Here is a 25,996-nt window from a genome sequence, read left to right on the forward strand (position 1 = left end):
GCACAATTTTCGTAATAATTATTTTTCTGATTATTATTGTTTTGGTTTGTCACTCCCTGACAGGATCCAGATAACGTATTTTTCGGGTAACATAAAAACCGCCGTCAAGCGTTAACATCGCACCATTAAAGCTGTGGATTTGCGGGTCGGTTAATAGGGTACAGGTTTTGGCGATCTCTGCTGCATCGGTATATTCCAGCAGCGGAATACCATCATCTTTATGCAACTGCCTGAGCTGTTCCACGAACGCTTTTTGCTGCGGATCTTCTTCGCTGAAACCGCGAAATAGGGTGTTGATTTTTATGCCATAAGGCACCAGTTCCTGAATGCCGGATCGGCAGGTATTCATCAACGCCAGCTGGCTGGCAGCACCGTAAGAGTAATATTCTGTTGGCACCAGCGCGGCGATGTGCGCTAGCGTAACGACGCGCCCCTGAACCCCCTGTTGTACCATTTTTTTACAGGCGCTTTGTACCCACCATAGCCCACACTCCAGATCGTTATTCATGGTGGTCGCAATAATATTATCATCGTCGTCCAGCATTGAGCCACGAAGCGGTGGCGGTGATATATAAATAAAAGCGTTTAGCTTTCGCTCGCCAACAATAAGGGCGTCGATAACCTGATTTATTTTTTCATATTCGGTTTGCTGGCTAAAATAAACTTCCCAGCCCTGCTGTAAATACTGATTTTCCAGCGTGGACAGCAGTTTGGGTTCGGCCTGGCCGCCGGCAATCAGAATCGTATTTTTGTGTTCCATCGTCATTCTCCTGATTAAATACAGCGGATATGCTGGCCGCCATCAATTTTAATAAAATCACCGGTAATAACTGCGCCTTTGTCCCCGGCTAAATACACGGCAGCAGCGCCAAGCTCTTCAATGGTTGCCGGCTGACCAATAGGAATGGTCGCCAGCAGCTTCTTCCGCCCTTCATCCGTAGCCAGTTCGGGTTTAGGATCGTTGATATTGGTATCGACAAACCCCGGCCAGAGCTGGTTTACGGTAATGCCGTAGCGCGCGAGTTCGAAGGCCATCGACTGGCTCATCTGATCGATAGCGGCTTTGGTGGCAGCGTAGACCCCCATCAGCGCCATTGGGCGGCGCGCGTGACCTGAGGCGACGTTGATGATGCGTCCATGGATCCCTTTTTTCACCATCATGCGGGCGGCGTGGCGAGCGCAGTCATAGGTTCCTTTTATATTGATGTTCACCGCATGGTCAAAGGCCGGTTTGCTGATTTCGAGGAACGGTTCCCAGACGCATACGCCGGCGTTGTTAACCAGAATATCGAGGCGTCCAAAGTAGGTATCTATATCACTAAACATCTGGCGAACTTGTTCAGGATGGGAGATATCGGCCTGGACCAGCAGGGCGCGCCTTCCGAGTCCGCGGATAATACCGGCAACCTGTTCTGCTTCCTCTGGATTGACAACGTAGTTAATGACGATATCCGCGCCAGCTTCAGCAAGCGCGCAGGCAATGCCTTTGCCGATCCCTTTCATGTTTCCCGCACCCGTCACCAGTGCGACCTGGTTATGTAGACTCACGACTTTCTCCTTTTAGTGTGCAACACATGATGAGCAGCATCCTGCATTGACGATATCTTAGTCACTTAATCAACAACTGATATATTAGTTGCTTATTAGATTTGCACTTCATGAAAAAAACATCCATCATCTGTTGGGTTAAATACGATGCCGATCACAAATTTTGTCGTAACTGTTTAATTAACTGAGAATTTTTGATTTTCATTTTTGCTGCGTTGGGCGGATAATGCTGCAATTCAGCAGGGAGAACGCTAATGAATCCACCCGTCAATAAAATGAATCAGGCTTATGAAGCCATTGAAAGCATGATTATTTTTCAGGATCTTGCGCCGGGTTCGATGGTGTCTGAAGCGCAGCTCATGGAGCTGACCGGCTTTGGCCGTAGTCCGGTAAGGGAAGCGTTACAACGTCTGGCTAATGACAGGCTTGTGGAGATCTACCCCTATAAGGGCGTGTTTATTCCGACGATCTCCGTTGAGGTACAGCTTAAGGTTCTGGAGCTACGCCGCTGTGTTGGAGAGTTCGCTGTGCGTCTTGCGACCCGGCGCGGCACGCACCAGCAGAAGAAAGAGATGCTGTTGCTGGCAGAATCTTTTGAAGCGATTAGCGATATTTCGCATATGCGTCAGTTTGGCGCGCTATTAAAACAAACCTATGCCCTGATTGGTCTTGCGGCAGAAAATGAATATCTACAGCCATGTCTTTCACCGTTACAGGGCCTTTCCAGCCGTTTTTGGTTTGCACAGCTTAGCGCGAGTAATCAGCCAGAGCTGGTTAAAGCCTCACAGCTGAATGCCACTATGCTGCGTAACATCTGCCATGGTGATGAAGAGCTGGCGGCCAGCGCGTCGAAAAACGTTAACGATTACTTCACTGAGTTTACCTATAAGTCTCTAAGCCGCTGATTAAAATGCGAGGATAACCATGGCCGACGTCCACGATAAAGCTACCCGCAGCAAAAATATGCGCGCGATCGGCACCCGCGATACGGCAATTGAAAAACGGCTGGCGGGGCTGCTGGCCCACTCTGGGTTTACCTTTACCGTACAGGATGCCACGCTGCCCGGACGCCCGGACTTTGTGGTGGCGGACTATCAGTGCGTTATCTTTACCCACGGTTGCTTCTGGCATCATCATGACTGCTATCTGTTTAAAGTCCCCGGTACGAGAACTGAATTCTGGCTGGATAAGATAGCTAAAAACGTCGCGCGCGATTGCCGGGATATCGGGCTGCTGTCAGAGCTGGGATGGCGGGTGCTGGTGGTTTGGGAGTGTGCGCTACGCGGGCGGCAGAAGTTAAGTGATGAAGCGCTTGGTGAGCGTCTGGAAGAGTGGATCTGCGGCGGTGGCGACAGCGCGCAGATCGACACTCAAGGTATTGGCTTGCTGAAGATTACTTCTCTGCCTTACAAGATGTAATTTCGCTGCGTGCAGGGAACAGGTACTTCCCGAGCGTTACCAGAACGACCGCAAAGATGATAATCCCCAGCGCCAGCCACTCTACGGGGGATAAACTTTCTCCGGCAAAACCGGTGCCGAGCAGTACGGCGACAACCGGGTTCACGTAAGCATAGCTGGTCGCAACAGCAGGAGTGACGTTGCGAATCAAATACATATAGGCATTGATGGCGATAAGTGAACCGAAGATAGCCAGATAGGCGACGGCAAAAATACCGGACCAGGATGGCATCTGGGTTAATTTTTCGCCAGTCAACACGGAGGCGACCATTAGAACAATTCCTGCCGCCAGCATCTCAATAGCACCCGCCATCATCCCCGTCGGCAGCTCAACTCGCGAACCGTAGACGGAACCAAAGGCCCAGCTCATCGAACCGATAAGAATCAGCAGCGCACCCCATGGGTTGCCGTTAAGGTTGCCACCGCTGTTGAGCAGCACAATCCCCGCGAGGCCAATAGCGATACCTAACCACTCCAGCTTGCGAGTCGCAATCCCAAAAAAGCGGCTAAAACACAGCGTAAATAGCGGTACCGTCGCCACCATCACCGCTGCAATCCCGGATGGTACGTGCTGGTGCTCGGCGAGGGTGACAAAACCGTTACCGACAGCCAGCAATAAAATACCAATCAGCGCTGCGTTGAGCAGCGGTTTTCGCGCAGGGAGCTTATGCCCGGTTGCCAGCAGCCAGGCGGTCAGCACCGCGCCTGCGGAAAGAAAGCGCACACCAGCCATCATCAGCGGAGGCCAACTGGCCACGCCAATAGCAATGGCAAAGTAGGTGGAACCCCAAATGATATACAGCGCAAACAACGCCCCGATGAGCGGTAACAGCTGACGGGTAGACATACTTCCTCACGATGGTGCAGAGATAGAAAGGGGACACATAGTAAACGTGAAAACTATCGTGCTGGCGAGCGCTTTAATTCACCTGCTATGGTTAAATTTTTGTTGACTCTAGACACCTGTGGGCGAAAAAGCGCTTTTGCTTCATACTTCAGGAGGAATAACCATAAATGAAGGAATGCAATTTTGGCGGGAAGTAGTCTTTTAACCTTATTGGATGATATTGCCACTCTCCTTGACGATATTTCGGTCATGGGCAAACTGGCGGCGAAAAAGACGGCGGGCGTGCTGGGTGACGATTTATCGCTTAATGCTCAGCAGGTTACTGGCGTGCGGGCTAATCGTGAACTGCCAGTAGTTTGGGGAGTTGCCAAAGGTTCATTTATTAATAAAGTGATTCTGGTACCGCTGGCGTTATTAATCAGCGCATTTATTCCTTGGGCCATTACGCCGTTACTCATGTTGGGCGGCGCGTTTCTATGCTTTGAAGGCGTTGAGAAAGTGCTGCATACCTTGCAGGCCCGTAAACATAAAGAAGATCCGCAGGTTCGCCAACAGCGGCTTGAGGCTCTGGCAAACCAGGATCCAATGGCCTTTGAGCGGGATAAAGTGAAAGGGGCGATCCGCACCGACTTTATTTTGTCCGCTGAAATTGTCGCCATCACGCTCGGGATCGTTGCCGAAGCGCCGTTGTTAAATCAGATTCTCATCTTGTCTGGTATCGCTCTGTTGGTAACCGTGGGCGTGTATGGACTGGTGGGGGTTATTGTTAAGCTCGATGATATGGGTTACTGGCTGGTGGAGAAAACCAGTACGTTGGCACAGTGGTTGGGTAAAGCCCTGCTGGCTATTGCACCGCGCCTGATGAAAACCCTTTCTGTAGTAGGGACGCTGGCAATGTTTCTGGTTGGCGGCGGTATTGTCGTTCACGGCATTGCGCCGTTGCATCATGCTATTGAAGAGTTTGCCCATGGGCAGAATAGTATGATTGCCTCGCTGCTGCCAACGGTGGCGAATCTGGTGCTGGGATTTATTATTGGCGCCATTGTGCTGGCCGGAGTGAAAGCCATTGGCAGTCTTCGTCGTCCGGTTGAGTAAATGTGCTCCCGCCCAGGCAAAGTGGTTCAGCTTCGTCTAAGGTAAGTTTGTTTCTTCCTGATACCGGAGGCAAAAATGGTCTTGTTGGTCAGTGATGAAGTAAGGCGGAAAAATGGTGGCCCACGCATGGTCGTTACCGGGTTCGCCAGCGGTATGGTTGAGTGTCGTTGGTATGACGGTCATGGTGTTAAGCGCGAAGCATTTCGCGAGGATGAATTAATCCGCGGAGGGGGAGGGAAGCCGAATCATTCCTGAACCTGATAAGCGCCCGGCATGAGTCGGGCGTTTTTTATATGATTGAGTACCTGACTAATATGGGACGTTGATGACCTTTGCTTCTTTGACCGTGCTGCGAGAGAACGATGGATAAGCCGATGTGGATGAAAAAACTACGCCGTGTGTTAAGCCCCGGATATGTGGTTAATCTCTGCTTTTTTATCGTTTTCTGCTTTTCCACGCTGTTGATATGGCGTGAGGTCAAGATCCTTGAAGAAGCGTACGTTGCAAATCAGCGTAACAATCTTGAAAACGTCACCCATGAACTGGATGGTCTGCTGCAGTTCAATATCGACAGAATGATCTTTTTTCGCAACGGCATGCAGTCGGCGCTGGGAACACCGTTAGATTTTGCGGTGCTGCGAAAGGCCGAGCAGGATTATTTAGAAAAGCGGCATGAGCCAATATGGTCCGTCGAGATACATAACCGGCGGACGCTGCCCGTGTATGGTGTAGCCGATGCTTTTGTCGATAGTGACGATCTTCTTTCTCGCGATATTCCTTTTTCCGGTAATGAGCTGATGGCGAGCCTTGAGCTCGGGTATTTGTTGCGCCTGGCCAATAACAACCAGGGCCTTACCGAGCGTATGCTGTATGTTTCGCGCAGTGGTTTTTTTATCACTACGAAACCGCCGAAGAATTCGACTCAGGCGCTGGGGCTATATTCACGGGCAATTAGCGCTTCGTGGTTTATTCAGCAAACGCAGCGTAATAACCCGGCTCGCGGTATTGTCTGGCAAACTTTTTCTGGTGATGAACCGCAGCGCGAAGCTCAGGTGGTGACGGCCTCTATCCCTCTTGATTATCAACGCTACTGGTTAGGCGTACTGGCGATGGATTTCTCCGTTCGCGAAATGAGGAACTTTCTGGTTAACGCAGTAAAGAATGGCCAGGAAAGTGAATATCAACTTTATGATAATCGCCTCAATTTAATTGCGTCTTCCGCATCTGATAACGTGTTAACCCTGTTATCACCGCAGGAACAAGAACAGCTGCGAAGTGCTTTTTCCCATGGCAATCAGGGGGGAATTCGTTTATTAACCCGCTATATCAGCTGGGAAAAGCTACGTAACTTTGACGGAGTGCTGCTACGTATTCACTCGCTTAAAGACGGTGTTCGCGATGATTTTGGTCGCATCACCATTGCTTTGATGCTGATGTGGCTAATGTTCACCCTGATGCTGATGATCTCCTGGCTGGTTATTCGCCGAATGGTGCGCAATATGAGCGTGTTGCAAACGTCTCTTGAATGGCGAGCCTGGCATGATGCGCTGACGCGTTTGTTAAACCGCGGTGCGCTGTTCGAACGCGCTAGCGAGGCGACCACCTTAAGTGAGCGTCTGAAACGCCCTATCGCGGTGATTCAGCTCGATCTGGACTATTTCAAAGGCGTTAACGATCAACACGGGCATCAGGCCGGCGATCGCGTATTGTCGCTGGTGAGCAGTACTATCGCGAGTCATATCCGCGAGGGTGACCTTGCTGGTCGGGTTGGCGGGGAAGAGTTTTGTATTGTGATGCCGAATACGACGCTACATGAAGCAACGGCCATTGCAGAACGGATTCGAGTTCGCATCAATGGCCGCGAGATTTTACTGCGAAACAGGACGAGTCTGCGTGTTAGTGCCTCCTTTGGCGTAAGCAGTAGTGACAATTCAAATGAGTTCAACTTTGAAAGCTTGCAGTCGATTGCCGATCATCGGTTGTACCTGGCTAAGCAAAATGGGCGTAATCAGGTCTGTGCTGAAGGATAAGGTTACATTTGCGTGGTGGATGAATGCTTGTTAAGCCATCAGTGATAGTGACTTTGGTGAGATTTATCTTAAAAAATATTTTCTTATGAACCGCCGTTCGTAGAAGAACGAACCGCACAAGCCCTTGCCTGGTCAGCCTTGCCAGCGGTGATCGTGATATTAGGGATATTTCTCAATAATTTACTCCATGAATGGCTGTTGTCATGCAAAATAATTGAGGGTAATGTTTGCAACGCATCGGATTTCCTGGTGTAACGAATTTTCAAGTGCTTCTTGCATTAGCAAGTTTCATCCCGACTCCTGCGAGTCGGGATTTTTTTCGCCTGGAATTAGCGATTGATTTCAGTCACGCTGAAGTCATGAACATCAAGTTCAAAGGCTTCAGCCAGCTCGCGCCAGGTGTGATAATCACGACCATCTATGCTTACATGATGCGGATCGTCCCGCGCTCGCTGTACCTCACTTTCACTGATTTCATTAATCGCTGCCAGCAGGGCGTCAACATCGACACTTTCCCCGCCTTTGCTCTGTTTGGCGGTATTCATTCTGGCTACCTCGCTTAACCCGGATACGCTGTCTAAGTATAGATGGTTTACAAAAACATCAGTTATAGGGGGGAACGCTGCGCGATCGTCAGTTTTGTTCTACACTGGCTCAAAAATAGAGGAGATGAGTTATGCAGGTAAACGATCGTGTCACGGTGAAGACCGATGGTGGCCCACGTCGGTCGGGAGTTGTGCTGGCAATAGAGTCGTTTAGCGAAGGGGTAATGTATCTGGTATCGCTGGAAGACTATCCCCTGGGGATCTGGTTTTTCAACGAGATAGGGCATTCGGACGGCGTTTTTGTTGAAAAAGAAGATTAACGCTCAATCAGGCACACTGGCGGCATCTGCCGCCAGTACTCTTCAACGTATATTGACGTGGATCCCGGAAGTGATGTTCTCGGCCAGTCGCACAATGTGATAAATCACCTGCTTGTTGTGAGTCTGGATTTTCTTTTTAATATTGCCTTTGTGCGAAGAAACGGTTTTAGCCTTAATGTTCATCTGTGCGGAGATGTGGGTGGTTCCATATCCGGCCATCCACATCTGTAACATATTTGATTCAGTCTGGCTTAAGGTCAGCGTTGGGATAGTAATCCGTGCAGTGCGATAATTCTCATACTTCAGGCGATTAGCCAGAATATCATCAAGGTCTTTTGCGGTCAGCGATTTTGAGCTAATAAGCAAGTTTTTGCGTACCAGAAGATAGTGTTCGAAATGAATATTCGCCAGCGACATAAAGATAAAAAAGAGCGTACCTGGATTCTGATTTATGATTTGCCGGATAAGCTGGTTACTCTCTTGCTGGTGAATAAAGCAATCTTCATTGATAAATACTACTGTCGGGCGGCATGCCTCGCAGGCAGCTCTCAGGCTTTCGGCGTTATATACCTCAGTGATATCGCGCTTCTTTATCCCCCGGCTTGTCAGGTACCCGGTTAATCCCAACCGGGTAAAACTGCACAAATCCATGATAATCGTTGACATGACCCATCCTCAATCAACACGTAACGATAATTTATCCCTCGGCGACAAGAAGCGATGAAGTCCATTTTAGTTAGTCATAAAAAACAGCTGCTATGCTGGAACCATTAAGCAGTCTGAACTATTTCGAAATAATACCTATAATTTGCCAGGAATATTCTCAAAGTAAAGGCTGTGAATCGCTATGTGGAAGATTTAAAAACAATAAATACCCGTGACATATAAGGTTGCCATTTTTGGCTTATTTTAAAATAGGATTATCCTTATATTGAGTGCTTAAATTATCACCTTGTAAATGATGGGTTGAAATTGATGGGTAAGAATAATTTAACATAAGCCTATGGAATGTTGATGCCACTTGCTTGTTATGTACGATGATCTTGCTTCATTCACCTCCTCCCCAGGAAGAGTGGCGGGCTTAACGCTTTAATGCCACAATGCTTTTTTATCGGTTTGTGGGATGAATGATGAAAAAGATTGTGTTTGCTGGCGCGTTGTTGGCTCTGACCGGATGCGTTCAGGTTGATAACTATAGCGATGTCGTTAAGGCGCCAGCGCCCGCAGGGCTGGAAGGATACTGGCAATCGGCGGGGCCGCAGAGTGAAATGATGAGCCCGGATGCAATTGCTAGCCTGATTGTGACCAAAGACGGCGATACCCTGGACTGCCGACAATGGCAGCGGGTGATTACCGTGCCGGGTAAATTAATGAAACGCGATGACGCGGTCTACAATGTGACCTCTGCTTTGGATGTTTATCCTGTCGAACGCGAAGGCAATACGTTACGTTACGATCGTATGACGCTAAAGCGGGTTGATCGTCTCACTTCAGAGTGCGAAGTGGCATGGAAAAAGGCCGTGACGGATAAAAACGCACAATAGCTGATTAGCGGGCTGATTCCATTTTCAGCCCGCAATTTTCCTTTCTGCTAGAGCACTTCTTCAATTACCCAAACGCTAACGCTGCCGCCGTTACAGGTGAAAACTCCGTTGCCTTCATCATCGGTTTCAATCACTTCCTCGCGGTTGTTGAGAAAATCTCGCCAGCGCTTATTGCCATAGTTTGCGCCGAGAGGGAGTGATTTCTCTCCATCATCGCCATTTGAAAGTACGACTACGCAGCCCGGATCTTCATCGGTGCCGCTGCGGCTGAAGGCGATACAGTTTGGATGATCGAACCATAGCGTCTGAACACCGTGAGCAAATTGCTGACGGGCATCGATCAGTTCGTGTAACTGCTCAATAACCGGCATTTCAATGGCGTAGGTTTGGCCGTCACCTCCGGTATCTTCATAGCTGGCACCGAAGAGGTCGGCATAAAAAACCGATGGCACCCCATTTTCGCGTAGCAGAATCAACGCGTACGCCAATGGTTTAAACCACGGTTCTACCGGCGCTTCAAGCGCCTGAAGCGGCTGCGTATCATGATTAGTCACCAGCGTTACGGCATGGAAAGGATCAGCTTCGACCAGCGTACCGCTAAAAATCTGGCTCATGTCATAGTCACGACCCTGGCGCGATGCTTCGTGGAATTTCATCTGCAGGGGCGCATCAAACAGCAATGTTTTACCGTCGACCAGCGCGATATATTGCTGAAGCTTATCCACCTCGTGGGACCAGTATTCTGCAACGATAAACAGCGGTTTTGTCGCCACTTCCTGGACGTGGTCGATCCACTCTTTATAAAACCAGGCTGGAATGTGTTTAACTGCGTCAAGGCGGAAACCATCACACCCGGTCTGCTCCATGACCCAGCGCGCCCAGTACTTAATCTCCTCGGTTACTGCCCGATTGCGATAATCGATATTTTCGCCCATCAGGTAGTCGAAATTACCCATTTCATCATCGACCTGATCGTTCCAGCCTTCGCCGGTGTAGTCGTTGACGATTTTAAACACACCGTCTTCATCCGGATTTTCAATATGGTCGATTCCGCTAAAGCATTTGTAATCCCAAATAAACTTGGAGTATTGCCCTGCGCGAACGGGGAAGGTGTATCGCGTCCAGGCTTCGCACGCCACAATCTCCTCCGAGATTTGCGTGCGGTCTTGCTCATCGACACGTTGAATATGCACGGCCTCTTTTTCATCTGCCCCCATTTTGTGATTGACCACCACATCAAGCAGGATGGCGATATCGTGCTGGCGTAGCGCAGCAATGGCGGCCAGCAGTTGGGATTTATCGCCATACTTGGTCGCAACAGAGCCTTTTTGATCAAATTCGCCGAGATCAAAAAGGTCGTAGCTGTCATATCCGACAGAGTAGCCGCCGGAAGCTCCTTTGTAGGCAGGAGGCAACCAAATCATATTTATGCCGATTTCGTTCAGGTTTGGCGCCAGGGCTTCGACTTCACGCCATAGTTCACCGCCGGTTGGGTAGTACCAGTGAAAACACTGCAATAACGTGGGGTTTTTCATCTTCCATGCTCCAGACGTCATCAAGCTGACCATTGCAGTATGAGAGATATCCAGCAAAATGGAGGAATTTACGCTTCGTTTTCACTATGTACTAAAAGGCATCATATATAATTATTTGGAATAAGATGTAGCTTATCGATGTTGGTCGCTGAGGCTAAACGCCTTACACTAGAGCAAAATATCACTCTGTTAGGAGTCTCTATGAAATTAGCACTTCTGGGTCGCCAGGCGCTGATGGGCGCGATGGCCGTCGTTTTAATGGCTGGCGTCAGCACAAAAACGTTTGCTGCTGAAAATTTGCTCAATCAGGTTAAAGAGCGTGGCACCCTACGTGTAGGCCTGGAAGGCACTTATCCGCCATTCAGCTATCAGGGTGATGACGGGAAACTTACCGGTTTCGAAGTGGATTTTGCGAATGAGCTGGCGAAGCATCTTGGCGTGAAGGCCGATCTCAAGCCAACAAAATGGGACGGCATGCTGGCATCGCTGGATTCCAAACGTATTGATGTGGTGATTAATCAGGTCACCATTTCCGATCAGCGCAAGAAAAAATATGACTTCTCTACCCCCTACACTGTGTCCGGTATTCAGGCGCTGGTGAAAAAGGGTAACGAAGGCGTGATTAAAACCGCAGCCGACCTGAAAGGTAAGAAAGTTGGCGTTGGCCTGGGCACCAACTATGAAGAGTGGCTGCGCCAGAATGTACAGGGTGTCGATATCCGTACTTATGATGATGACCCGACGAAATACCAGGATCTGCGCGTAGGTCGTATCGACGCCATCCTGGTTGACCGTCTGGCGGCGCTCGATCTGGTGAAGAAAACCAACAATACGCTGGCGGTCACCGGTGAAGCTTTCTCCCGGCAGGAGTCTGGCGTTGCGTTGCGTAAAGGTAACGAAGACCTGCTGAAAGCGATTGATAGTGCCATTGCGGATATGCAAAAAGACGGTAGCCTCAAAGCTTTGTCGGAAAAATGGTTTGGCGCTGACGTGACGAAATAACGACCAGTGGTGAAAAAAGGCGCTCTTGATAGCGCCTTTTTTTATTTCGCGCGTAACTGCGTGCATAATTAGGGATAACTCAGTCTGGAGGTCTTATGTCACTGCAAAATTTAACCCTTTTTCCGCGTCTGGAACTGATTGGCGCGCCAACGCCGCTGGAATACCTGCCGCGTTTGTCCGATCACCTTGGGCGTGAAATCTTTATCAAGCGCGATGATGTTACGCCACTGGCTATGGGCGGCAATAAGCTGCGTAAGCTTGAGTTTCTGGCGGCAGACGCGCTGCGAGAGGGCGCGGATACGCTGATTACCGCAGGGGCAATTCAGTCAAACCATGTTCGCCAGACGGCGGCGGTAGCGGCCAAACTAGGCCTGCACTGCGTAGCGTTGCTGGAAAATCCGATTGGGACCCGCGCCGAAAACTATCTGACAAACGGCAATCGCCTGCTGCTTGATCTGTTTAATACGCAGGTTGAGATGTGTGATGCGTTGACCGATCCTAATGCCCAGTTGGAAGAGCTGGCGACCCGAATTGAAGCCCAGGGCTATCGCCCGTATGTGATCCCAGTTGGTGGTTCTAACGCCCTTGGCGCTCTGGGTTATGTCGAAAGCGCGCTGGAAATTGCTCAGCAGTGTGAAGGGGCGGTTGAGCTGTCTTCTGTGGTTGTTGCATCCGGTAGCGCAGGCACTCATGCCGGCCTGGCCGTGGGTCTTGAACAACTGATGCCGAATGCTGAATTGATCGGTGTGACCGTCTCGCGCAAAGTTGCTGACCAACTGCCAAAAGTGATTGCGTTGCAGCAAGCGGTGGCAAACAGCCTGGAGCTGGAAGCCAGGGCAGGGATCCAGCTGTGGGATGATTATTTTGCACCTGGCTACGGCACGCCAAACGATGAAGGGATGGACGCGGTAAGATTGCTGGCGCAGCTTGAAGGTATTCTGCTGGACCCGGTATATACCGGAAAGGCGATGGCCGGGCTGATTGATGGTATCAACCAAAACCGCTTTAAGGATGATGGGCCGATTTTGTTTATTCATACTGGCGGTGCGCCCGCACTGTTCGCTTATCATCCTCATATCTAATGCAGAACAAATAGAATGCAAGAGAGTATCCAACTGGTTATTGATTCCGCGCCTTTTCTGCTGAAAGGTGCGGTATTTACGCTACAACTCAGTCTTGGCGGGATGTTTTTCGGCCTGGTACTGGGGTTTATTCTGGCGCTTATGCGCATGTCACCCGTCTGGCCAATCAAATGGCTGGCGCGGATGTACATCTCTATTTTTCGCGGTACGCCGCTGATAGCCCAGCTGTTCATGATCTACTATGGCCTACCGCAGTTTGGTATTGAGCTGGATCCTATTCCCGCGGCGATGATTGGTCTGTCGCTGAATACTGCGGCCTACGCGGCGGAAACGCTGCGCGCAGCCATTGCCTCCATTGATAAAGGGCAGTGGGAGGCGGCGGCGAGTATTGGCATGACGCGATGGCAGGCCATGCGCCGCGCTATTCTTCCGCAGGCTGCACGCGTGGCGCTGCCGCCGCTCTCTAATAGTTTTATCAGCCTGGTGAAAGATACCTCGCTGGCGGCGACCATCCAGGTCCCTGAGCTATTCCGTCAGGCCCAGCTGATTACCTCGCGTACGCTGGAAGTTTTCACTATGTACCTGGCTGCTTCGCTGATCTACTGGGTGATGGCGACGGTGCTGTCGACGCTACAGAACTATTTTGAAAACCAGCTGAACCGCCAGGAGCGTGATCCGAAATGAGTGCCATCGAAGTTAAAAACCTGGTGAAACAGTTCCATGGTCAAACCGTGCTTCACGGTATCGATCTTGAAGTACAGGAAGGTGAAGTCGTGGCGATCATCGGTCCCAGCGGCTCGGGTAAAACCACGTTGCTGCGCAGCATTAATCTGCTGGAACAGCCGGAGAGCGGGACGATTCGTGTTGGCGATGTAACTATTGATACTGCGCGCAGCATCAGTCAGCAAAAAACGGCCATTCGCCGCCTGCGCCAGCATGTTGGCTTTGTGTTCCAGAGCTTTAATCTGTTTCCGCATCGCACGGTGATGGAAAACATTATTGAAGGGCCGGTTATCGTGAAAGGGGAGGATAAAAATGAATCCATCACCCGCGCGCGTGAATTGCTGGCGAAAGTAGGCCTGACGGGGAAGGAAAACAGCTATCCGCGTCGTTTGTCCGGTGGCCAGCAGCAGCGTGTGGCGATTGCCAGAGCGCTGGCGATGCGGCCTGATGTGATTTTGTTTGATGAGCCGACATCGGCGTTAGATCCCGAGCTGGTGGGGGAGGTGTTGAGTACCATTCGTCAACTAGCGCAGGAGAAACGTACCATGGTTATCGTGACCCATGAGATGAGCTTCGCCCGCGATGTGGCTGATCGAGCCATCTTTATGGATCAGGGGCGTATCGTTGAACAGGGTGAGGCAAAATCGCTATTTTCCAACCCTCAACAATCACGTACCCGTCAGTTTCTTGAAAAATTCCTGATGCAGTAGCCCCTAATCCGCTGGCAGCGTTACGACTGGAAAAAAACGGTCGGACGCTGACAGATTATCGACGCTTCTGCCCATTTTTCTTTTCATCAGAAAGTTGAATGCCTTCGCATCGCTCAGAAGTCAGACCTGTTATGCACATCAAAGATTCCAGTGGTATCAATCGGCATACTTTCCGACAGAATCCTCCCGTCGCGACAACTGCAATCTAATAAGTGCGATGGCTACGATATTTTATACATATAAATAAGATTTATGTGTTAGCTTTATGTATTTATAATAATGATTATCAATCAGGAGTTATTTGGTCAGTTATGAGGGACAATGATTTTTTCAGCTGGCGGCGGGAAATGCTGCAACAATTCCAGTCCGTTGCTGCGGGAGAGGGGGTTTATAATCTTCTTCAACAGCAATCAGAAGAACTGGAATATGACTACTTCGCGCTCTGCGTACGGCATCCCGTACCCTTTACTCGCCCCCGGGTGACCCTGAACTCGACTTATCCACAGGCCTGGATGTCGCACTATCAAGCCGAGAATTACTTTGCTATTGACCCGGTACTACGAAGCGAAAATTTCCTTCGTGGGCATCTGCCGTGGGACGACAAATTATTCCATGATACGCCTGAATTATGGAACGGTGCCCGCGATCATGGGTTACGAAAAGGCGTGACGCAGTGTCTGACGCTACCGAACCATGCCCAAGGATTCTTATCCGTTTCGGGCGAAAGTCGCAGCCCGGGTCCCTTGGCGGAAGATGAACTGGAGATGCGCTTAAGAACGCTGATTGAGTTGAGTTTATTGACGCTATTACGGCTGGAAGATGAGATGGTCATGCCGCCGGAAATGAAATTTAGCCGACGCGAACTGGAGATTTTGAAATGGACAGCGGAAGGAAAAACCTCGGCTGAGGTCGCTATGATTCTGTCTATCTCAGAAAATACCGTCAATTTCCATCAGAAGAACATGCAACGAAAATTCAATGCGCCAAACAAAACGCAGATTGCCTGCTATGCCGTGGCAACGGGTTTAATTTGAGCTAATCCATGGTTCTGCGTGCCAGACGTGATACCGGCTGTCAGTAAAACTTTCAGCCGGTGAATAGTTACTGACGATATGCCTGCTTAATTTGCTTGACGGTACTGGAGAATACGGCGGCCTGAGCCTCATCTTCCATCTGCGCAATTTGCCTTTCCATTTTAATCATCACGCGACCTGCATCCGCCTGGCCCATGGCTTGAAGCATCAGCGTTAACAGTGCTTTCAGACAGGAAACTTCCTGCGCCAGTTCCTGATTATTTTCTGCAGTGGAAAAATCTGGTGTGCTCATCGATATCCTCGTTTGCTCTCTGCGCAAATGCGCATTACTAAAAGTGAAGGCGGCGAAGTATAGCACAAGCAAAGGGAAAAAAAGGAGTGCTTGGTTTCTGTTCTTTCATCTAAGCTGTGAATGATTTAATTCACTGAATAATACGTATTCATGAGATCTAAGCGCGTTAATTTTCTGCACCAGTACTCTATCGTTAATAATTGTTACATATCTTGTTTCGTATTTATCATCTGCGAGATGTGTTGTGTTCTTGCGTAATCTGTATGATGAATGTTAAAAAATTTGCATAATACAACTCACTGTTATGTATGGCTTTCCACTTAGTGTGCAGGCAGATTTCCATAAGTCAGTAAGAAATCTTTCATAGGACATTTTTTTGGCTTTTAAAGTTACGATAAAACCCGGTAATATGTATGCGATAAGCTATCAGTAGCGTTATCCCTAATTCTGGAGATTATTCCTTTGATCAACGTCCTTCTTGTTGATGACCACGAACTAGTGCGCGCAGGGATACGACGCATTCTGGAAGATATAAAAGGAATTAAAGTTGTCGGTGAAGCGTGCTGTGGTGAGGACGCTGTGAAATGGTGTCGCGCTAATCCCGTCGATGTCGTCCTGATGGATATGAATATGCCGGGTATCGGGGGGCTTGAGGCTACCCGCAAAATTGCCCGTTCCGTCGCTGATGCCAAAGTGATTATGCTCACGGTTCATACCGAAAACCCTCTTCCGGCAAAAGTGATGCAGGCTGGTGCGGCTGGTTACCTTAGTAAAGGTGCTGCACCGCAAGAGGTCGTGAATGCGATTCGCTGTGTGGCATCAGGGCAGCGATATATCGCTTCAGATATCGCCCAGCAGATGGCGCTCAGCCAGATTGAGCCCGAAAAGGCAGAATCGCCGTTTGCCAGTTTGTCTGAGCGTGAATTGCAGATTATGCTGATGATCACTAAAGGTCAGAAGGTCAATGAGATCTCAGAGCAGTTAAATCTGAGTCCTAAGACGGTGAACAGCTACCGTTACCGAATGTTCAGCAAACTGAATATTCATGGCGATGTGGAGCTGACGCACCTGGCAATCCGCCATGGCCTGTGTAATGCGGAGTCGTTAGCAAGTCAGTGAGTGATGTTTTTGACGCAAAAGCTTTCCTGAAGACAGTGACCAGCCAGCCGGGCGTCTATCGTATGTATGATGCTGGCGGTACTGTCATCTATGTGGGTAAAGCAAAAGATCTGAAAAAGCGGCTCAGTAGCTATTTTCGCAGCAACCTGGCTTCGCGTAAAACCGAAGCGTTGGTAGCGCTTATTGCGCAAATCGACGTCACCGTCACGCACACTGAAACGGAAGCGCTGCTGCTCGAGCATAATTACATCAAGCTGTATCAGCCGCGTTATAACGTGCTGCTGCGAGATGATAAATCCTATCCTTTCATTTTTCTTAGCGGTGATACCCATCCCCGGCTGGCCACGCATCGCGGTGCAAAGCACGCTAAAGGCGAGTATTTTGGCCCATTTCCGAACGGCTATGCGGTTCGTGAAACTTTAGCTCTGCTGCAAAAGATTTTCCCAATCCGTCAATGTGAGAACAGCGTGTACCGCAATCGCTCGCGTCCATGCCTGCAGTACCAGATTGGTCGCTGTCTGGGGCCGTGCGTCGCCGGGTTGGTTAGCGAGGAAGAGTACGCTCAGCAGGTTGATTACGTGCGCTTGTTCCTTGCGGGTAAGGACGATCAGGTGTTAACGCAGTTGATCGCTCGTATGGAGAAAGCCAGTCAGTCGCTAGAGTTTGAAGAAGCTGCGCGGATCCGTGACCAGATTCAGGCGGTACGCCGGGTTACGGAGAAGCAGTTTGTTTCTAACAACGGTGACGATCTTGATGTCATCGGTGTAGCTTTTGATGCCGGTATGGCCTGTGTGCACGTGCTGTTTATTCGTCAGGGTAAGGTGCTGGGCAGCCGCAGCTATTTCCCGAAGGTACCCAGTGGAACCGAGCTTGGGGAAGTGGTGGAAACTTTTGTCGGTCAGTTCTATTTGCAGGGTAGCCAGATGCGAACGCTACCGGGTGAGATCCTGCTGGATTTCAACCTGGGCGACAAAACCCTACTGGCAGATTCGCTCTCAGAACTGGCCGGACGCCGTGTTAACGTACAAACGAAGCCTCGTGGCGATCGCGCACGCTATTTGAAACTGGCGCGAACCAATGCCGCTACGGCGTTGACGACCAAACTCTCTCAGCATTCGACTATCACCCAACGCCTACAGGCACTGACGACGTTGCTTAAGCTTCCCGCCATCAATCGAATGGAGTGCTTTGATATCAGCCACACGATGGGGGAACAAACGATCGCGTCGTGCGTCGTTTTTGACAGCAATGGGCCGCTGCGGGCGGAATATCGACGCTATAATATTACCGGTATCACTCCGGGTGATGATTATGCCGCGATGAACCAGGTTCTGCGCCGTCGCTACGGCAAGGCAATCGAAGAGAGTAAAATTCCCGATGTTATCCTGATCGATGGTGGTAAAGGGCAGCTCGGACAGGCGAAAACGGTCTTTGCCGAGTTGGATGTTCCGTGGGATAAAAACCACCCTCTGCTATTGGGTGTAGCAAAAGGCAGCGATCGTAAAGCAGGACTGGAGACGCTATTCTTCGAACCTGAAGGGGAGGGGTTTAGCCTTCCGCCGGATTCACCGGCGTTGCATGTTATCCAGCATATTCGCGATGAATCACACGATCATGCCATCACCGGTCACCGTAAAAAACGGGCGAAAGTGAAAAGTACCAGTACGCTGGAAACCATCGAAGGGGTGGGGCCAAAGCGCCGACAAATGTTGTTGAAATATATGGGCGGCCTGCAGGGGCTACAGAAAGCCAGCGTTGAAGAAATTGCTAAAGTGCCGGGTATATCTCACGGTCTGGCAGAAAAGATCTTCTACTCGTTGAAACATTAGGGGCTCTGTAGCAACATAGGGCTAATTTTTACTTACAACAGATAGTTACCCGTTACTATGCGATTTAATATCCCTACGTTGCTTACTCTGTTTCGCGTCATTCTTATCCCTTTCTTTGTACTGGCATTTTACCTGCCGTTTGTTTGGGCTCCCTTTGCTTGCGCGCTGATTTTCTTTGTCGCTGCCGTAACCGACTGGTTTGATGGCTATCTGGCGCGTCGCTGGAATCAGAGCACGCGCTTTGGTGCCTTCCTGGATCCGGTTGCGGATAAAGTCATGGTTGCGATCGCGATGGTGCTGGTCGCTGAGCATTATCACACCTGGTGGGTGACGTTACCGGCCGCAACAATGATTGCCCGTGAAATTATTATCTCCGCCTTGCGTGAGTGGATGGCTGAGCTGGGTAAACGCAGCAGCGTAGCGGTTTCGTGGATCGGTAAAGTGAAAACAACGGCACAGATGGCGGCACTAGTGTGGATGCTGTGGCGGCCAAATATCTGGGTTGAATGGGCGGGTATTGGCCTGTTCCTCGTAGCGGCGGTGCTGACGTTGTGGTCAATGCTGCAATATTTGAATGCTGCACGCGGCGATTTGCTTGATCAGTGATCGTTTCGGCGCAATTTTCAGCAAACAACACAAGGTTTTAAAAAATAACGTTGACTCATTGCGCCAGGTAAGTAGAATGCAACGCATCGAACGGCAGCACAGTCTGCCAGACGATAACAAAATCAAGCGATTAGCAATTTAGCTTGGTAATGCGGGAATAGCTCAGTTGGTAGAGCACGACCTTGCCAAGGTCGGGGTCGCGAGTTCGAGTCTCGTTTCCCGCTCCAGTATAAAAACATCGGCAATTGCGGGTGTTGCAGTATTAAGGCGCGTTAGCAAAGCGGTTATGTAGCGGATTGCAAATCCGTCTAGTCCGGTTCGACTCCGGAACGCGCCTCCAATTACTATCCCGAGCCCGGGTGGTGGAATCGGTAGACACAAGGGATTTAAAATCCCTCGGCGTTCGCGCTGTGCGGGTTCAAGTCCCGCTCCGGGTACCATTGGGATATAGCAGAATAATCAAAGCAATAAGCAGTGTCGTGAAACCACCTCCGGGTGGTTTTTTTGTTTTTGTCCCCTGTCTATTATTAAAAAGATTAACTCTCCTGAATGGGTGATGTCAGGTGGTTTTCTCTCGCTATTTCCGCTACTGTAAGCGCCATTTTTCTACGACCACGAGACTGTTTATGAAAACCGGACCCCTGAACGAAAGCGAAGTTGAATGGCTGGATGAGATCCTGTCGAAATATGCAGAAGAAGGCACCATCATGGATGTTGCCGAACTTGATGGATTGCTGACGGCAATTCTCTCCGGGCCGACGGAAGTTGAACCTGCGCAGTGGCTGTTGGCTATCTGGGGCGGGGCGGATAAAGTGCCGCGTTGGGCCAACGATCGCGAACGCGATCGCTTTGTGAACCTGACGCTGCAACATATGAGTGATACTGCCGAGCGCTTAAGCGATTATCCTGAGCAGTTCGAACCCATGTTTGGCTGCCGTGAAGAGGAAGGGCAGGAGTTAACCATCGTAGAAGAATGGTGCTTCGGTTATATGCGCGGCGTCGGCCTCAGTGACTGGACTGCTTTACCAACTGAGCTACAAGCTGAACTGGATGCCATCGCTCTGCACGGCACCGAGGAGCGATTTGAAGCGCTTGATGAATTATCAGCTGAAGAGTTTATTGCCAGCGTAGAGCGTATTCGTCCGGCGGCCCTGGCGCTTTACAACTACTGGACTGAGCATGCTCAGCCAGCTGACGTTCAGCAGCCAATACGAAATGAGGCGAAAATTGGGCGTAACGATCCTTGCCCATGCGGTAGTGGTAAGAAATATAAGCAGTGCTGCTTAGCAAAATAAGTAAAGGGGCCAATCTGGCCCCTGATTTTTTATCCCACCGCAGGCAGCAATCCTGCGACGATAGCAAACTGAATGGCCACAATTCCGATTCCGCACAGCAGAACCAACCACAGCGCGGGTGCCCCCCCAGCGACTCGCCAGGCGGCGTCAGGATGCTGTTTACGGCTTTTCATCACCAATAACGAAGGTAGCATTAGCGCCAATACCGCCAGCGCGACCCCTGCATAACCTAAGGCCATCACGAAACCGCGTGGATAGAATAGGGCGAACGCCAGAGGGGGGAAAAAGGTGATTACACCACTCTGTATACGCCCGGCCGGACCATTTTTACGTTGAAACAAATCGGCCAGGTAGTCAAACAGGCCAAGCGCGACGCCGAGAAATGAAGTCGCCAGCGCCAGGTCTGCAAAGAGATGAACCGCCAGCTCAACGTGCGACGAGGCAACGACTTCACGGATCGCTTCTAACAGCCCGTTGAGTCCGGCATTTTGTGCCAGCAGAGCGGTAAAAGTTGGAGAATCAATACTGCCCAGGGTTGCCAGTTGCCAGAAAATATAGGCAACCAGTGGAATAAAGCTTCCGATGACAAATACCCGACGCAGCTTGCGTATATCTCCGTTCAGATAGCTGACGACGCTGGGTATGCTGCCGTGAAAACCAAACGAGGTAAAAATTACTGGAATCGCCGATAGCGCCAGCCCTTGCTGTAGCGGCAGGGTCAACAAGTTTATCTGATGAATATGCGGAAGCAGAAGCGCCAGCATAATAGCGAGGAAAATGATTTTGGCGCTGAACAGAAAACGGTTAAAGAGATCAACCAGTGACGTACCGATACAAACCACCGTCCCGCCGATGCCTGTAAACAGCAGTACTCCAACCGCAGGTGGTAGTGTCCAGCCCAGCCATTGATTGAGACTTGAAGCCAGCAATTCACCGGCGCCGCTAATATAGGCCGCGGTAAGTGCGTACAGTAAGAACAGCATGCAAACACCGGTAGCCCACTGCCCGTAACGCCCCAGATAGCGCGCTGCCAGGGAGCCCAGCCCCGTGTCAGCCGGGACGTGCTGATAAACTTCAAGCAACAATAACGCGGTGTAACACATCAGCGCCCACAGGGCGATAAGCAAAACTAACGTTACGCCGAAACCTACGCCTGCTGATGCCAAAGGCATCGCCAACATCCCTGCGCCGATGGTGGTGCCAGCTACGATTAAAATACTACCAAGAGTGCGGTTCTTCACGCTTTTCTCTATCCATGACGGATTACACAATGAATTATGTCGCGCAGAGTATGTGAAATCAGTGATTTCGTCAAATGCAGGTTACAGTGGGTGTAATAATAAGTTTACGATATTGAACGTTTACGCTAAGCCTGCGCTGGCGCAAGAATCGGAATAATAAGTGGGGTTATCCTGTGTGTTTTATGGGGGATATTATGCAATCAATTCATGGTCATGAAGTTCTACAGATGATGATCGCTTCAGGCGAGCCTTACACCGTGGCCAGTCTGGAAGCGGCGATTACCAGTCGTTTCGGGACGGATGCACGATTCCATACCTGTTCGGCGGAAAACCTGAGTGCGGCGGAGTTAGTGGCATTCTTGCAGAAAAAGGGCAAATTTATTGCCGCAGAGGAAGGGTTTAATACGCACGAAAGTAAAATTTGTCGTCATTAATAGGGCGGCGATTGTTGAACATCGCCGCCATCTTCATTAATTTTGCGTATCGAGCGTTGCCAGCTCTTTATCAATAAAGTACAGGCCTTCACCGCTTTTGCCTGCGAGGGTCAGTTTATCAATAACGGATTTAAACAGTTTCTCTTCTTCGTGCTGCTCAGCAACATACCATTGCAGGAAATTAAAGGTTGGATAATCCTGGCTGGACATTGCCGCATGAGCCAGTTCGTTAATTTTCTGCGTAATGAGTTGTTCGTGTTCGTAGGTGACGCGGAACAGGTCGTCCAGTGAAGTATATTCGGCAAACGGTGAGGCGATGGCATTGATGCACGGCAGGCTACCGGTATCGGTCAGGTAGTCGAACAGACGCTGCATATGGGTCATCTCTTCTTGCGCGTGGCGGCGCAGAAACGCGGCGGCGCCTTCAAAGCTGTGGTAGCTGCACCATGCGCTCATTTGCTGATAAAGCAGAGAAGAATAAAGTTCAAGGTTCATCTGTGCATTAAGCTTGTCGATCATTTCAGTTTTCAGCATCTGGCTTGCTCCGCAAATAAAGTCAAAGGTGATTGTGCCGTCACTATAATTTGTTATTAATTTATTTGCAAAAAGTAAATTAATAAATTCATTTATTACTAATGCAAATGGGAATAACACGCATTGGCAATTTAATAAATAATGAGAATGGTTTTAATTTAATATTATCAATATTAATTGTGGGTCCGACTTATTCTTGAAGAGGGACGCGCAACTTTGAGTGGTTATGAGCGCTTGGGTTAGCCTGGTGAGAAAAGGGGGGGGAAGAAAGCAACGCCCGGATGCTGTGGGTGGTGAAAGTGTGAGGCGATATGCAATTTATAAAACAACTTTTCATAAAATTTGAAAGTATGTTCGTAAGGTAGTATTGTTCTTCACAACGTTAACGAACTATCGCGGGAAAACCCGCACAGCATTCAGGAGAGTAAAGCATGAAAATCGCACTGATGATGGAAAACAGCCAGGCGAACAAAAACGCCATCATCCTCAACGAGTTAAACGCTGTTGCAGACGAGAAAGGTTTTCCGGTTTACAACGTCGGCATGAGCGATGAAAACGATCACCACCTGACCTATATCCATCTGGGTATCATGGCTAGCATCCTGCTGAACTCTAAAGCGGTAGACTTCGTGATCACCGGCTGCGGTACCGGCCAGGGTGCAATGATGTCTCTGAACATCCATCCGGGCGTAGTTTGTGGCTACTGTATCGATCCTGCTGATGCGTTCCTGTTTGCGCAGATCAACAACGGTAACGCGCTTTCTCTGCCATTCGCGAAAGGTTTTGGCTGGGGTGCAGAGCTGAACGTACGCTTTATTTTCGAGAAAGCGTTCACAGGGCGTAACGGCGAAGGTTATCCGCCGGAGCGTAAAGAGCCTCAGGTACGTAACGCTGGCATCCTGAACACCGTTAAAGCCGCAGTAGTGAAAGATAACTATCTGGATACGCTGCGTGCTATCGACCCGGAGCTGGTGAAAACTGCCGTGTCTGGCCCGCGCTTCCAGCAGTGCTTCTTCGAAAATTGTCAGGATAAAGAGATCGAAGCGTTCGTTCGCCAGATCGTCGGTTAATCTCCTGCAAATATCCAGGGCCAGCGCTGCTGGCCTTTTCTTTTGGGCTATTTCTTTTTGTTGGACACGCTGCTACCGGCATCTTTTGCCAGGTGCAGGCTATCAATCATTCCCACCAGACAAATCAACGCAATAAAAATAAACGACAGACGGAAGCTGATCCCCGGCAGACTTGTGAGATTAAACCATTCACTGAACTTCTCCCCAATACGAATACCGATCGCCCCGAGCGTAATCCCAAGCCCAACGGCCAGCTGCGAAGCGGTGCTGAACAACGTATTGGCATAGCTCATTTGCGCTGAAGGCACATCGGCAAAAGCAAGGGTGCTGACGCCGGTAAATTGAATAGAACGGAATACCCCGCCGAGATAGAGAATCACGAAAATCAGCCAGACTGGCGTTTGTGGTGTTAAAAAAGCGCAGGCCAGCAGCGAGAACACATTCAGCGCGCCGTTGATCAGCAGCAGGCGGCGAAAACCCAGCCAGCGAATTAACGGCGTTGTCGCGGGCTTGATGGTTAAATTACCAACGAAAACGGCCAGCACCAGCAACCCTGAGTGGAATGGGTCCATACCAAACCCGACCTGAAACAGCAGCGGCAGCAGGAAAGGGACGGCGCTAATTGAGGCACGGAACAGCGAGCCGCCGTACATAGTGACCTTGAAGGTCGGTATTTGTAGCGCATCGAGACGCACCATCGGCCAGGCTGCGTGACGGAAATGGCGTAGTGAAAACAACATGCTGCCGAGGCCTAATACCAGCAGCGCCGGGGTTTGCCAACTCAAAGGCTGACGATCGCCGAGAAATTCCATGGCGATGACCAGGCTAATCATGGCGATTGACGTGGCAAGGAAGCCGGGAAGGTCAAAAGGCCGTGGTTCATCTTCACGAATGTTTGGGATGATGCGCAAAGACAGGGCCATAGCGATGAGCCCAAGGGGCACGTTAATAAAGAAAATCCAGTGCCAACTGGCATAGCTGGTGATAAATCCGCCCAGCGGCGGGCCGATAATGGGAGCCACTAATGCGGGCCAGGTCAGAGTGGCAATCGCCTTAATGAGCTGATGCTTCGGTGTCGTTCGCAAAACTGCCAGTCGGCCTACTGGGACCATCAGCGCACCGCCTATTCCTTGTATAATTCGCATCGCCACGAAGATGTCGACGTTGGTTGATAGTCCGCAAAAAACAGAAGCCAGCGTGAAAATCGCCAGCGCGAGAGTGAAGATTTTGCGTGCGCCGAAGCGATCGGCTATCCAGCCGCTGGCCGGTATCAGCACGGCCAGCGTAATGAGATAGGCGCTGATACCGATATTGAGATCGACCGCTGTGACGCCAAAGTCTTTCGCCATGTCCGGCAGGGCTGTGGCGATCACCGTACCGTCGAGGAACTCCATAAAAAAAGCGCCAGCCACCAGCAGTGCGGGTGCTGAAAAAGAACGATCGTCCCTGGAAGAGATGTTTGTGCTCATTGTCGTGTCGCTGCCATAGCAAAGAGGGGCCAAACTCGACGCAGAGCATGTTGCTCTAACAGTCCGATTTAGCTCATTTTTGTTTAATGTTTAAATTACTTTTGTAAAAATAGTGTGATTTGACGCATGTTCATATTGATTTTTGTGATGTAAGTCATATTATAGCCCAGTAGACATTAACACCTGCATAACAAAATCGGAGTCAATCCATGAAGCTGCGCAAAATCCTCAAAAGCATGTTTGAAAACTACTGCAAAACCTTCAAAGACGTACCCCCTGGCGGTATGTTCTGATAAAAAAACCTGCTGCGGCAGGTTTTTTTATCTCTTAAGATTTAGGTTACTATTACGCTCCTGAAAAAAGGAGTAAAAAATGTCCCAACATCTCACCGAAAATGACGAGCTGGTTTCCGACGTGGTTGCCTGCCAACTGGTCATCAAACAGATTCTCGACGTTATTGATATCATCGCCCCTGTCGAAGTGCGCGAGAAAATGACCACTCAGTTAAAAGCCATCGATTTTGCCAGTCATCCTGCATCGGCCGATCCGGTTACGCTGCGGGCGGTACAAAAAGCCATTGCCTTAATTGAACTGAAGTTCACCCCGCAAGGCGAGGCGCACTAAATACATAGCC

General features: G+C 50.0%; 30 protein-coding genes and 3 tRNA genes. 23 read left to right on the top strand and 10 right to left on the bottom strand.

Going from position 1 to position 25,996, the window contains the following annotated elements:
* Positions 1 to 49: 49 nt before the first annotated feature.
* Positions 50 to 760: an SDR family oxidoreductase gene (locus QVF11_RS10885; RefSeq protein WP_287856885.1), complete on the bottom strand. Its 711-nt coding sequence runs from the start codon at positions 758 to 760 to the stop codon at positions 50 to 52.
* 14 nt (positions 761 to 774) lie between these two features.
* Positions 775 to 1,548 (bottom strand): SDR family NAD(P)-dependent oxidoreductase, encoded by a 774-nt coding sequence (locus tag QVF11_RS10890; protein WP_287856887.1) that lies wholly within the window; start codon positions 1,546 to 1,548, stop codon positions 775 to 777.
* Between the two features lie 254 nt (positions 1,549 to 1,802).
* Here QVF11_RS10890 and QVF11_RS10895 point away from each other — a divergent pair, with 254 nt between their 5' ends.
* Positions 1,803 to 2,453, top strand: a complete 651-nt coding sequence (locus QVF11_RS10895; RefSeq protein ID WP_287856889.1) for a GntR family transcriptional regulator — start codon at positions 1,803 to 1,805, stop codon at positions 2,451 to 2,453.
* Between the two features lie 19 nt (positions 2,454 to 2,472).
* Positions 2,473 to 2,967 (top strand): very short patch repair endonuclease, encoded by a 495-nt coding sequence (locus tag QVF11_RS10900; protein WP_287856891.1) that lies wholly within the window; start codon positions 2,473 to 2,475, stop codon positions 2,965 to 2,967.
* Here the strand turns inward: QVF11_RS10900 and yedA are convergent.
* The gene (yedA, locus tag QVF11_RS10905; protein ID WP_142515093.1) at positions 2,942 to 3,853 is read right to left on the bottom strand and encodes a drug/metabolite exporter YedA; all 912 of its coding nucleotides are present in this window, start codon (positions 3,851 to 3,853) and stop codon (positions 2,942 to 2,944) included. The two genes, QVF11_RS10900 and yedA, sit on opposite strands and share 26 nt — an antisense overlap.
* 183 nt (positions 3,854 to 4,036) lie before the next feature.
* Here yedA and QVF11_RS10910 point away from each other — a divergent pair, with 183 nt between their 5' ends.
* The 3 genes from QVF11_RS10910 (at position 4,037) to dgcQ (ending at position 6,978) form a co-directional block, all read left to right on the top strand.
* Positions 4,037 to 4,948 (top strand): DUF808 domain-containing protein, encoded by a 912-nt coding sequence (locus QVF11_RS10910; RefSeq protein ID WP_287856894.1) that lies wholly within the window; start codon positions 4,037 to 4,039, stop codon positions 4,946 to 4,948.
* Between the two features lie 75 nt (positions 4,949 to 5,023).
* Entirely contained in the window at positions 5,024 to 5,203 is a 180-nt protein-coding gene (locus tag QVF11_RS10915; protein WP_110274359.1) for a YodC family protein, read from the top strand.
* A gap of 107 nt (positions 5,204 to 5,310) precedes the next feature.
* Positions 5,311 to 6,978, top strand: coding sequence for a cellulose biosynthesis regulator diguanylate cyclase DgcQ (dgcQ, locus tag QVF11_RS10920; RefSeq protein ID WP_287856897.1), 1,668 nt, complete (start codon positions 5,311 to 5,313; stop codon positions 6,976 to 6,978).
* Between the two features lie 329 nt (positions 6,979 to 7,307).
* On the opposite strand, the gene yodD is transcribed toward dgcQ, so the two are convergent.
* The gene (gene yodD / locus QVF11_RS10925) at positions 7,308 to 7,523 is read right to left on the bottom strand and encodes a YodD family peroxide/acid resistance protein (RefSeq protein WP_112213244.1); all 216 of its coding nucleotides are present in this window, start codon (positions 7,521 to 7,523) and stop codon (positions 7,308 to 7,310) included.
* Positions 7,524 to 7,654: 131 nt separating this feature from the next.
* Here yodD and dsrB point away from each other — a divergent pair, with 131 nt between their 5' ends.
* Positions 7,655 to 7,843: a protein DsrB gene (gene dsrB / locus QVF11_RS10930; protein WP_112213245.1), complete on the top strand. Its 189-nt coding sequence runs from the start codon at positions 7,655 to 7,657 to the stop codon at positions 7,841 to 7,843.
* A gap of 42 nt (positions 7,844 to 7,885) precedes the next feature.
* On the opposite strand, the gene rcsA is transcribed toward dsrB, so the two are convergent.
* Positions 7,886 to 8,509, bottom strand: coding sequence for a transcriptional regulator RcsA (gene rcsA, locus QVF11_RS10935; RefSeq protein WP_112213246.1), 624 nt, complete (start codon positions 8,507 to 8,509; stop codon positions 7,886 to 7,888).
* 461 nt (positions 8,510 to 8,970) lie between these two features.
* On the opposite strand from rcsA, the gene yedD reads away from it, so the two are divergent.
* Entirely contained in the window at positions 8,971 to 9,387 is a 417-nt protein-coding gene (yedD, locus tag QVF11_RS10940) for a lipoprotein YedD (protein ID WP_167492751.1), read from the top strand.
* A gap of 47 nt (positions 9,388 to 9,434) precedes the next feature.
* Here yedD and amyA read toward each other — a convergent pair whose 3' ends face one another.
* Complete coding sequence (gene amyA, locus QVF11_RS10945) at positions 9,435 to 10,922, bottom strand: alpha-amylase (protein WP_142513134.1); 1,488 nt, start codon at positions 10,920 to 10,922, stop codon at positions 9,435 to 9,437.
* A 201-nt stretch (positions 10,923 to 11,123) separates the two neighbouring features.
* Here amyA and tcyJ point away from each other — a divergent pair, with 201 nt between their 5' ends.
* The 5 genes from tcyJ to sdiA all read left to right on the top strand — a co-directional run bounded on the left by tcyJ (position 11,124) and on the right by sdiA (position 15,473).
* Positions 11,124 to 11,924 (top strand): cystine ABC transporter substrate-binding protein, encoded by an 801-nt coding sequence (gene tcyJ / locus QVF11_RS10950; protein WP_287856901.1) that lies wholly within the window; start codon positions 11,124 to 11,126, stop codon positions 11,922 to 11,924.
* A gap of 95 nt (positions 11,925 to 12,019) precedes the next feature.
* Positions 12,020 to 13,006, top strand: a complete 987-nt coding sequence (gene dcyD, locus QVF11_RS10955; protein ID WP_112213250.1) for a D-cysteine desulfhydrase — start codon at positions 12,020 to 12,022, stop codon at positions 13,004 to 13,006.
* Positions 13,007 to 13,021: 15 nt separating this feature from the next.
* Positions 13,022 to 13,690, top strand: coding sequence for a cystine ABC transporter permease (gene tcyL, locus QVF11_RS10960; RefSeq protein ID WP_112213251.1), 669 nt, complete (start codon positions 13,022 to 13,024; stop codon positions 13,688 to 13,690).
* A complete protein-coding gene (tcyN, locus tag QVF11_RS10965) occupies positions 13,687 to 14,439 on the top strand; it encodes an L-cystine ABC transporter ATP-binding protein TcyN (protein ID WP_110274349.1) in 753 nt (250 codons plus the stop codon). The genes tcyL and tcyN overlap by 4 nt, the downstream gene beginning before the upstream one ends.
* Positions 14,440 to 14,750: 311 nt before the next feature.
* Complete coding sequence (sdiA, locus tag QVF11_RS10970; RefSeq protein WP_287857075.1) at positions 14,751 to 15,473, top strand: transcriptional regulator SdiA; 723 nt, start codon at positions 14,751 to 14,753, stop codon at positions 15,471 to 15,473.
* A gap of 67 nt (positions 15,474 to 15,540) precedes the next feature.
* Here the strand turns inward: sdiA and QVF11_RS10975 are convergent, their stop codons facing one another.
* Positions 15,541 to 15,765, bottom strand: a complete 225-nt coding sequence (locus tag QVF11_RS10975; RefSeq protein ID WP_110274347.1) for a DUF2594 family protein — start codon at positions 15,763 to 15,765, stop codon at positions 15,541 to 15,543.
* A gap of 462 nt (positions 15,766 to 16,227) precedes the next feature.
* Here QVF11_RS10975 and uvrY point away from each other — a divergent pair, with 462 nt between their 5' ends.
* The 7 genes from uvrY (at position 16,228) to QVF11_RS11010 (ending at position 20,614) form a co-directional block, all read left to right on the top strand.
* A complete protein-coding gene (gene uvrY, locus QVF11_RS10980; RefSeq protein WP_110274346.1) occupies positions 16,228 to 16,884 on the top strand; it encodes a UvrY/SirA/GacA family response regulator transcription factor in 657 nt (218 codons plus the stop codon).
* Complete coding sequence (uvrC, locus tag QVF11_RS10985) at positions 16,881 to 18,713, top strand: excinuclease ABC subunit UvrC (protein ID WP_112213253.1); 1,833 nt, start codon at positions 16,881 to 16,883, stop codon at positions 18,711 to 18,713. Before uvrY ends, uvrC begins: the two co-directional genes overlap by 4 nt.
* Positions 18,714 to 18,770: 57 nt before the next feature.
* Positions 18,771 to 19,319 carry a CDP-diacylglycerol--glycerol-3-phosphate 3-phosphatidyltransferase gene (gene pgsA / locus QVF11_RS10990; protein ID WP_112213254.1) on the top strand — a complete coding sequence of 183 codons (549 nt, stop codon included), beginning with the start codon at positions 18,771 to 18,773 and terminating at the stop codon, positions 19,317 to 19,319.
* 151 nt (positions 19,320 to 19,470) lie between these two features.
* Positions 19,471 to 19,546: transfer RNA gene (locus QVF11_RS10995), tRNA-Gly, on the top strand.
* Positions 19,547 to 19,585: 39 nt separating this feature from the next.
* A tRNA-Cys gene (locus QVF11_RS11000) sits at positions 19,586 to 19,659 on the top strand.
* Positions 19,660 to 19,672: 13 nt separating this feature from the next.
* Positions 19,673 to 19,759 (top strand) — tRNA-Leu (locus QVF11_RS11005).
* Between the two features lie 186 nt (positions 19,760 to 19,945).
* Positions 19,946 to 20,614 (top strand): YecA/YgfB family protein, encoded by a 669-nt coding sequence (locus tag QVF11_RS11010; protein WP_287856907.1) that lies wholly within the window; start codon positions 19,946 to 19,948, stop codon positions 20,612 to 20,614.
* 29 nt (positions 20,615 to 20,643) lie between these two features.
* On the opposite strand, the gene tyrP is transcribed toward QVF11_RS11010, so the two are convergent.
* Positions 20,644 to 21,855, bottom strand: a complete 1,212-nt coding sequence (tyrP, locus tag QVF11_RS11015; protein WP_112213256.1) for a tyrosine transporter TyrP — start codon at positions 21,853 to 21,855, stop codon at positions 20,644 to 20,646.
* Positions 21,856 to 22,049: 194 nt separating this feature from the next.
* Here tyrP and QVF11_RS11020 point away from each other — a divergent pair, with 194 nt between their 5' ends.
* Complete coding sequence (locus QVF11_RS11020) at positions 22,050 to 22,289, top strand: YecH family metal-binding protein (RefSeq protein ID WP_110274341.1); 240 nt, start codon at positions 22,050 to 22,052, stop codon at positions 22,287 to 22,289.
* A 36-nt stretch (positions 22,290 to 22,325) separates the two neighbouring features.
* Here QVF11_RS11020 and ftnA read toward each other — a convergent pair whose 3' ends face one another.
* Positions 22,326 to 22,823: a non-heme ferritin gene (ftnA, locus tag QVF11_RS11025; protein ID WP_110274389.1), complete on the bottom strand. Its 498-nt coding sequence runs from the start codon at positions 22,821 to 22,823 to the stop codon at positions 22,326 to 22,328.
* Between the two features lie 431 nt (positions 22,824 to 23,254).
* Here ftnA and QVF11_RS11030 point away from each other — a divergent pair, with 431 nt between their 5' ends.
* On the top strand, positions 23,255 to 23,893 hold the full coding sequence (locus QVF11_RS11030; protein WP_110274340.1) for an RpiB/LacA/LacB family sugar-phosphate isomerase: 639 nt from the start codon (positions 23,255 to 23,257) through the stop codon (positions 23,891 to 23,893).
* Between the two features lie 47 nt (positions 23,894 to 23,940).
* On the opposite strand, the gene QVF11_RS11035 is transcribed toward QVF11_RS11030, so the two are convergent.
* Complete coding sequence (locus QVF11_RS11035; protein WP_287856911.1) at positions 23,941 to 25,362, bottom strand: MFS transporter; 1,422 nt, start codon at positions 25,360 to 25,362, stop codon at positions 23,941 to 23,943.
* 209 nt (positions 25,363 to 25,571) lie between these two features.
* Between QVF11_RS11035 and azuC the strand changes: the two genes are divergently transcribed.
* Both azuC and QVF11_RS11045 read left to right on the top strand, forming a co-directional pair.
* Complete coding sequence (azuC, locus tag QVF11_RS11040) at positions 25,572 to 25,655, top strand: stress response protein AzuC (RefSeq protein WP_004136622.1); 84 nt, start codon at positions 25,572 to 25,574, stop codon at positions 25,653 to 25,655.
* Positions 25,656 to 25,734: 79 nt separating this feature from the next.
* Positions 25,735 to 25,986 carry a DUF2766 family protein gene (locus QVF11_RS11045; protein ID WP_110274338.1) on the top strand — a complete coding sequence of 84 codons (252 nt, stop codon included), beginning with the start codon at positions 25,735 to 25,737 and terminating at the stop codon, positions 25,984 to 25,986.
* Positions 25,987 to 25,996 lie beyond the last annotated feature (10 nt).

The sequence above is a fragment of the Klebsiella sp. genome, assembly GCF_027492335.1.
Lineage (GTDB): Bacteria > Pseudomonadota > Gammaproteobacteria > Enterobacterales > Enterobacteriaceae > Klebsiella > Klebsiella huaxiensis.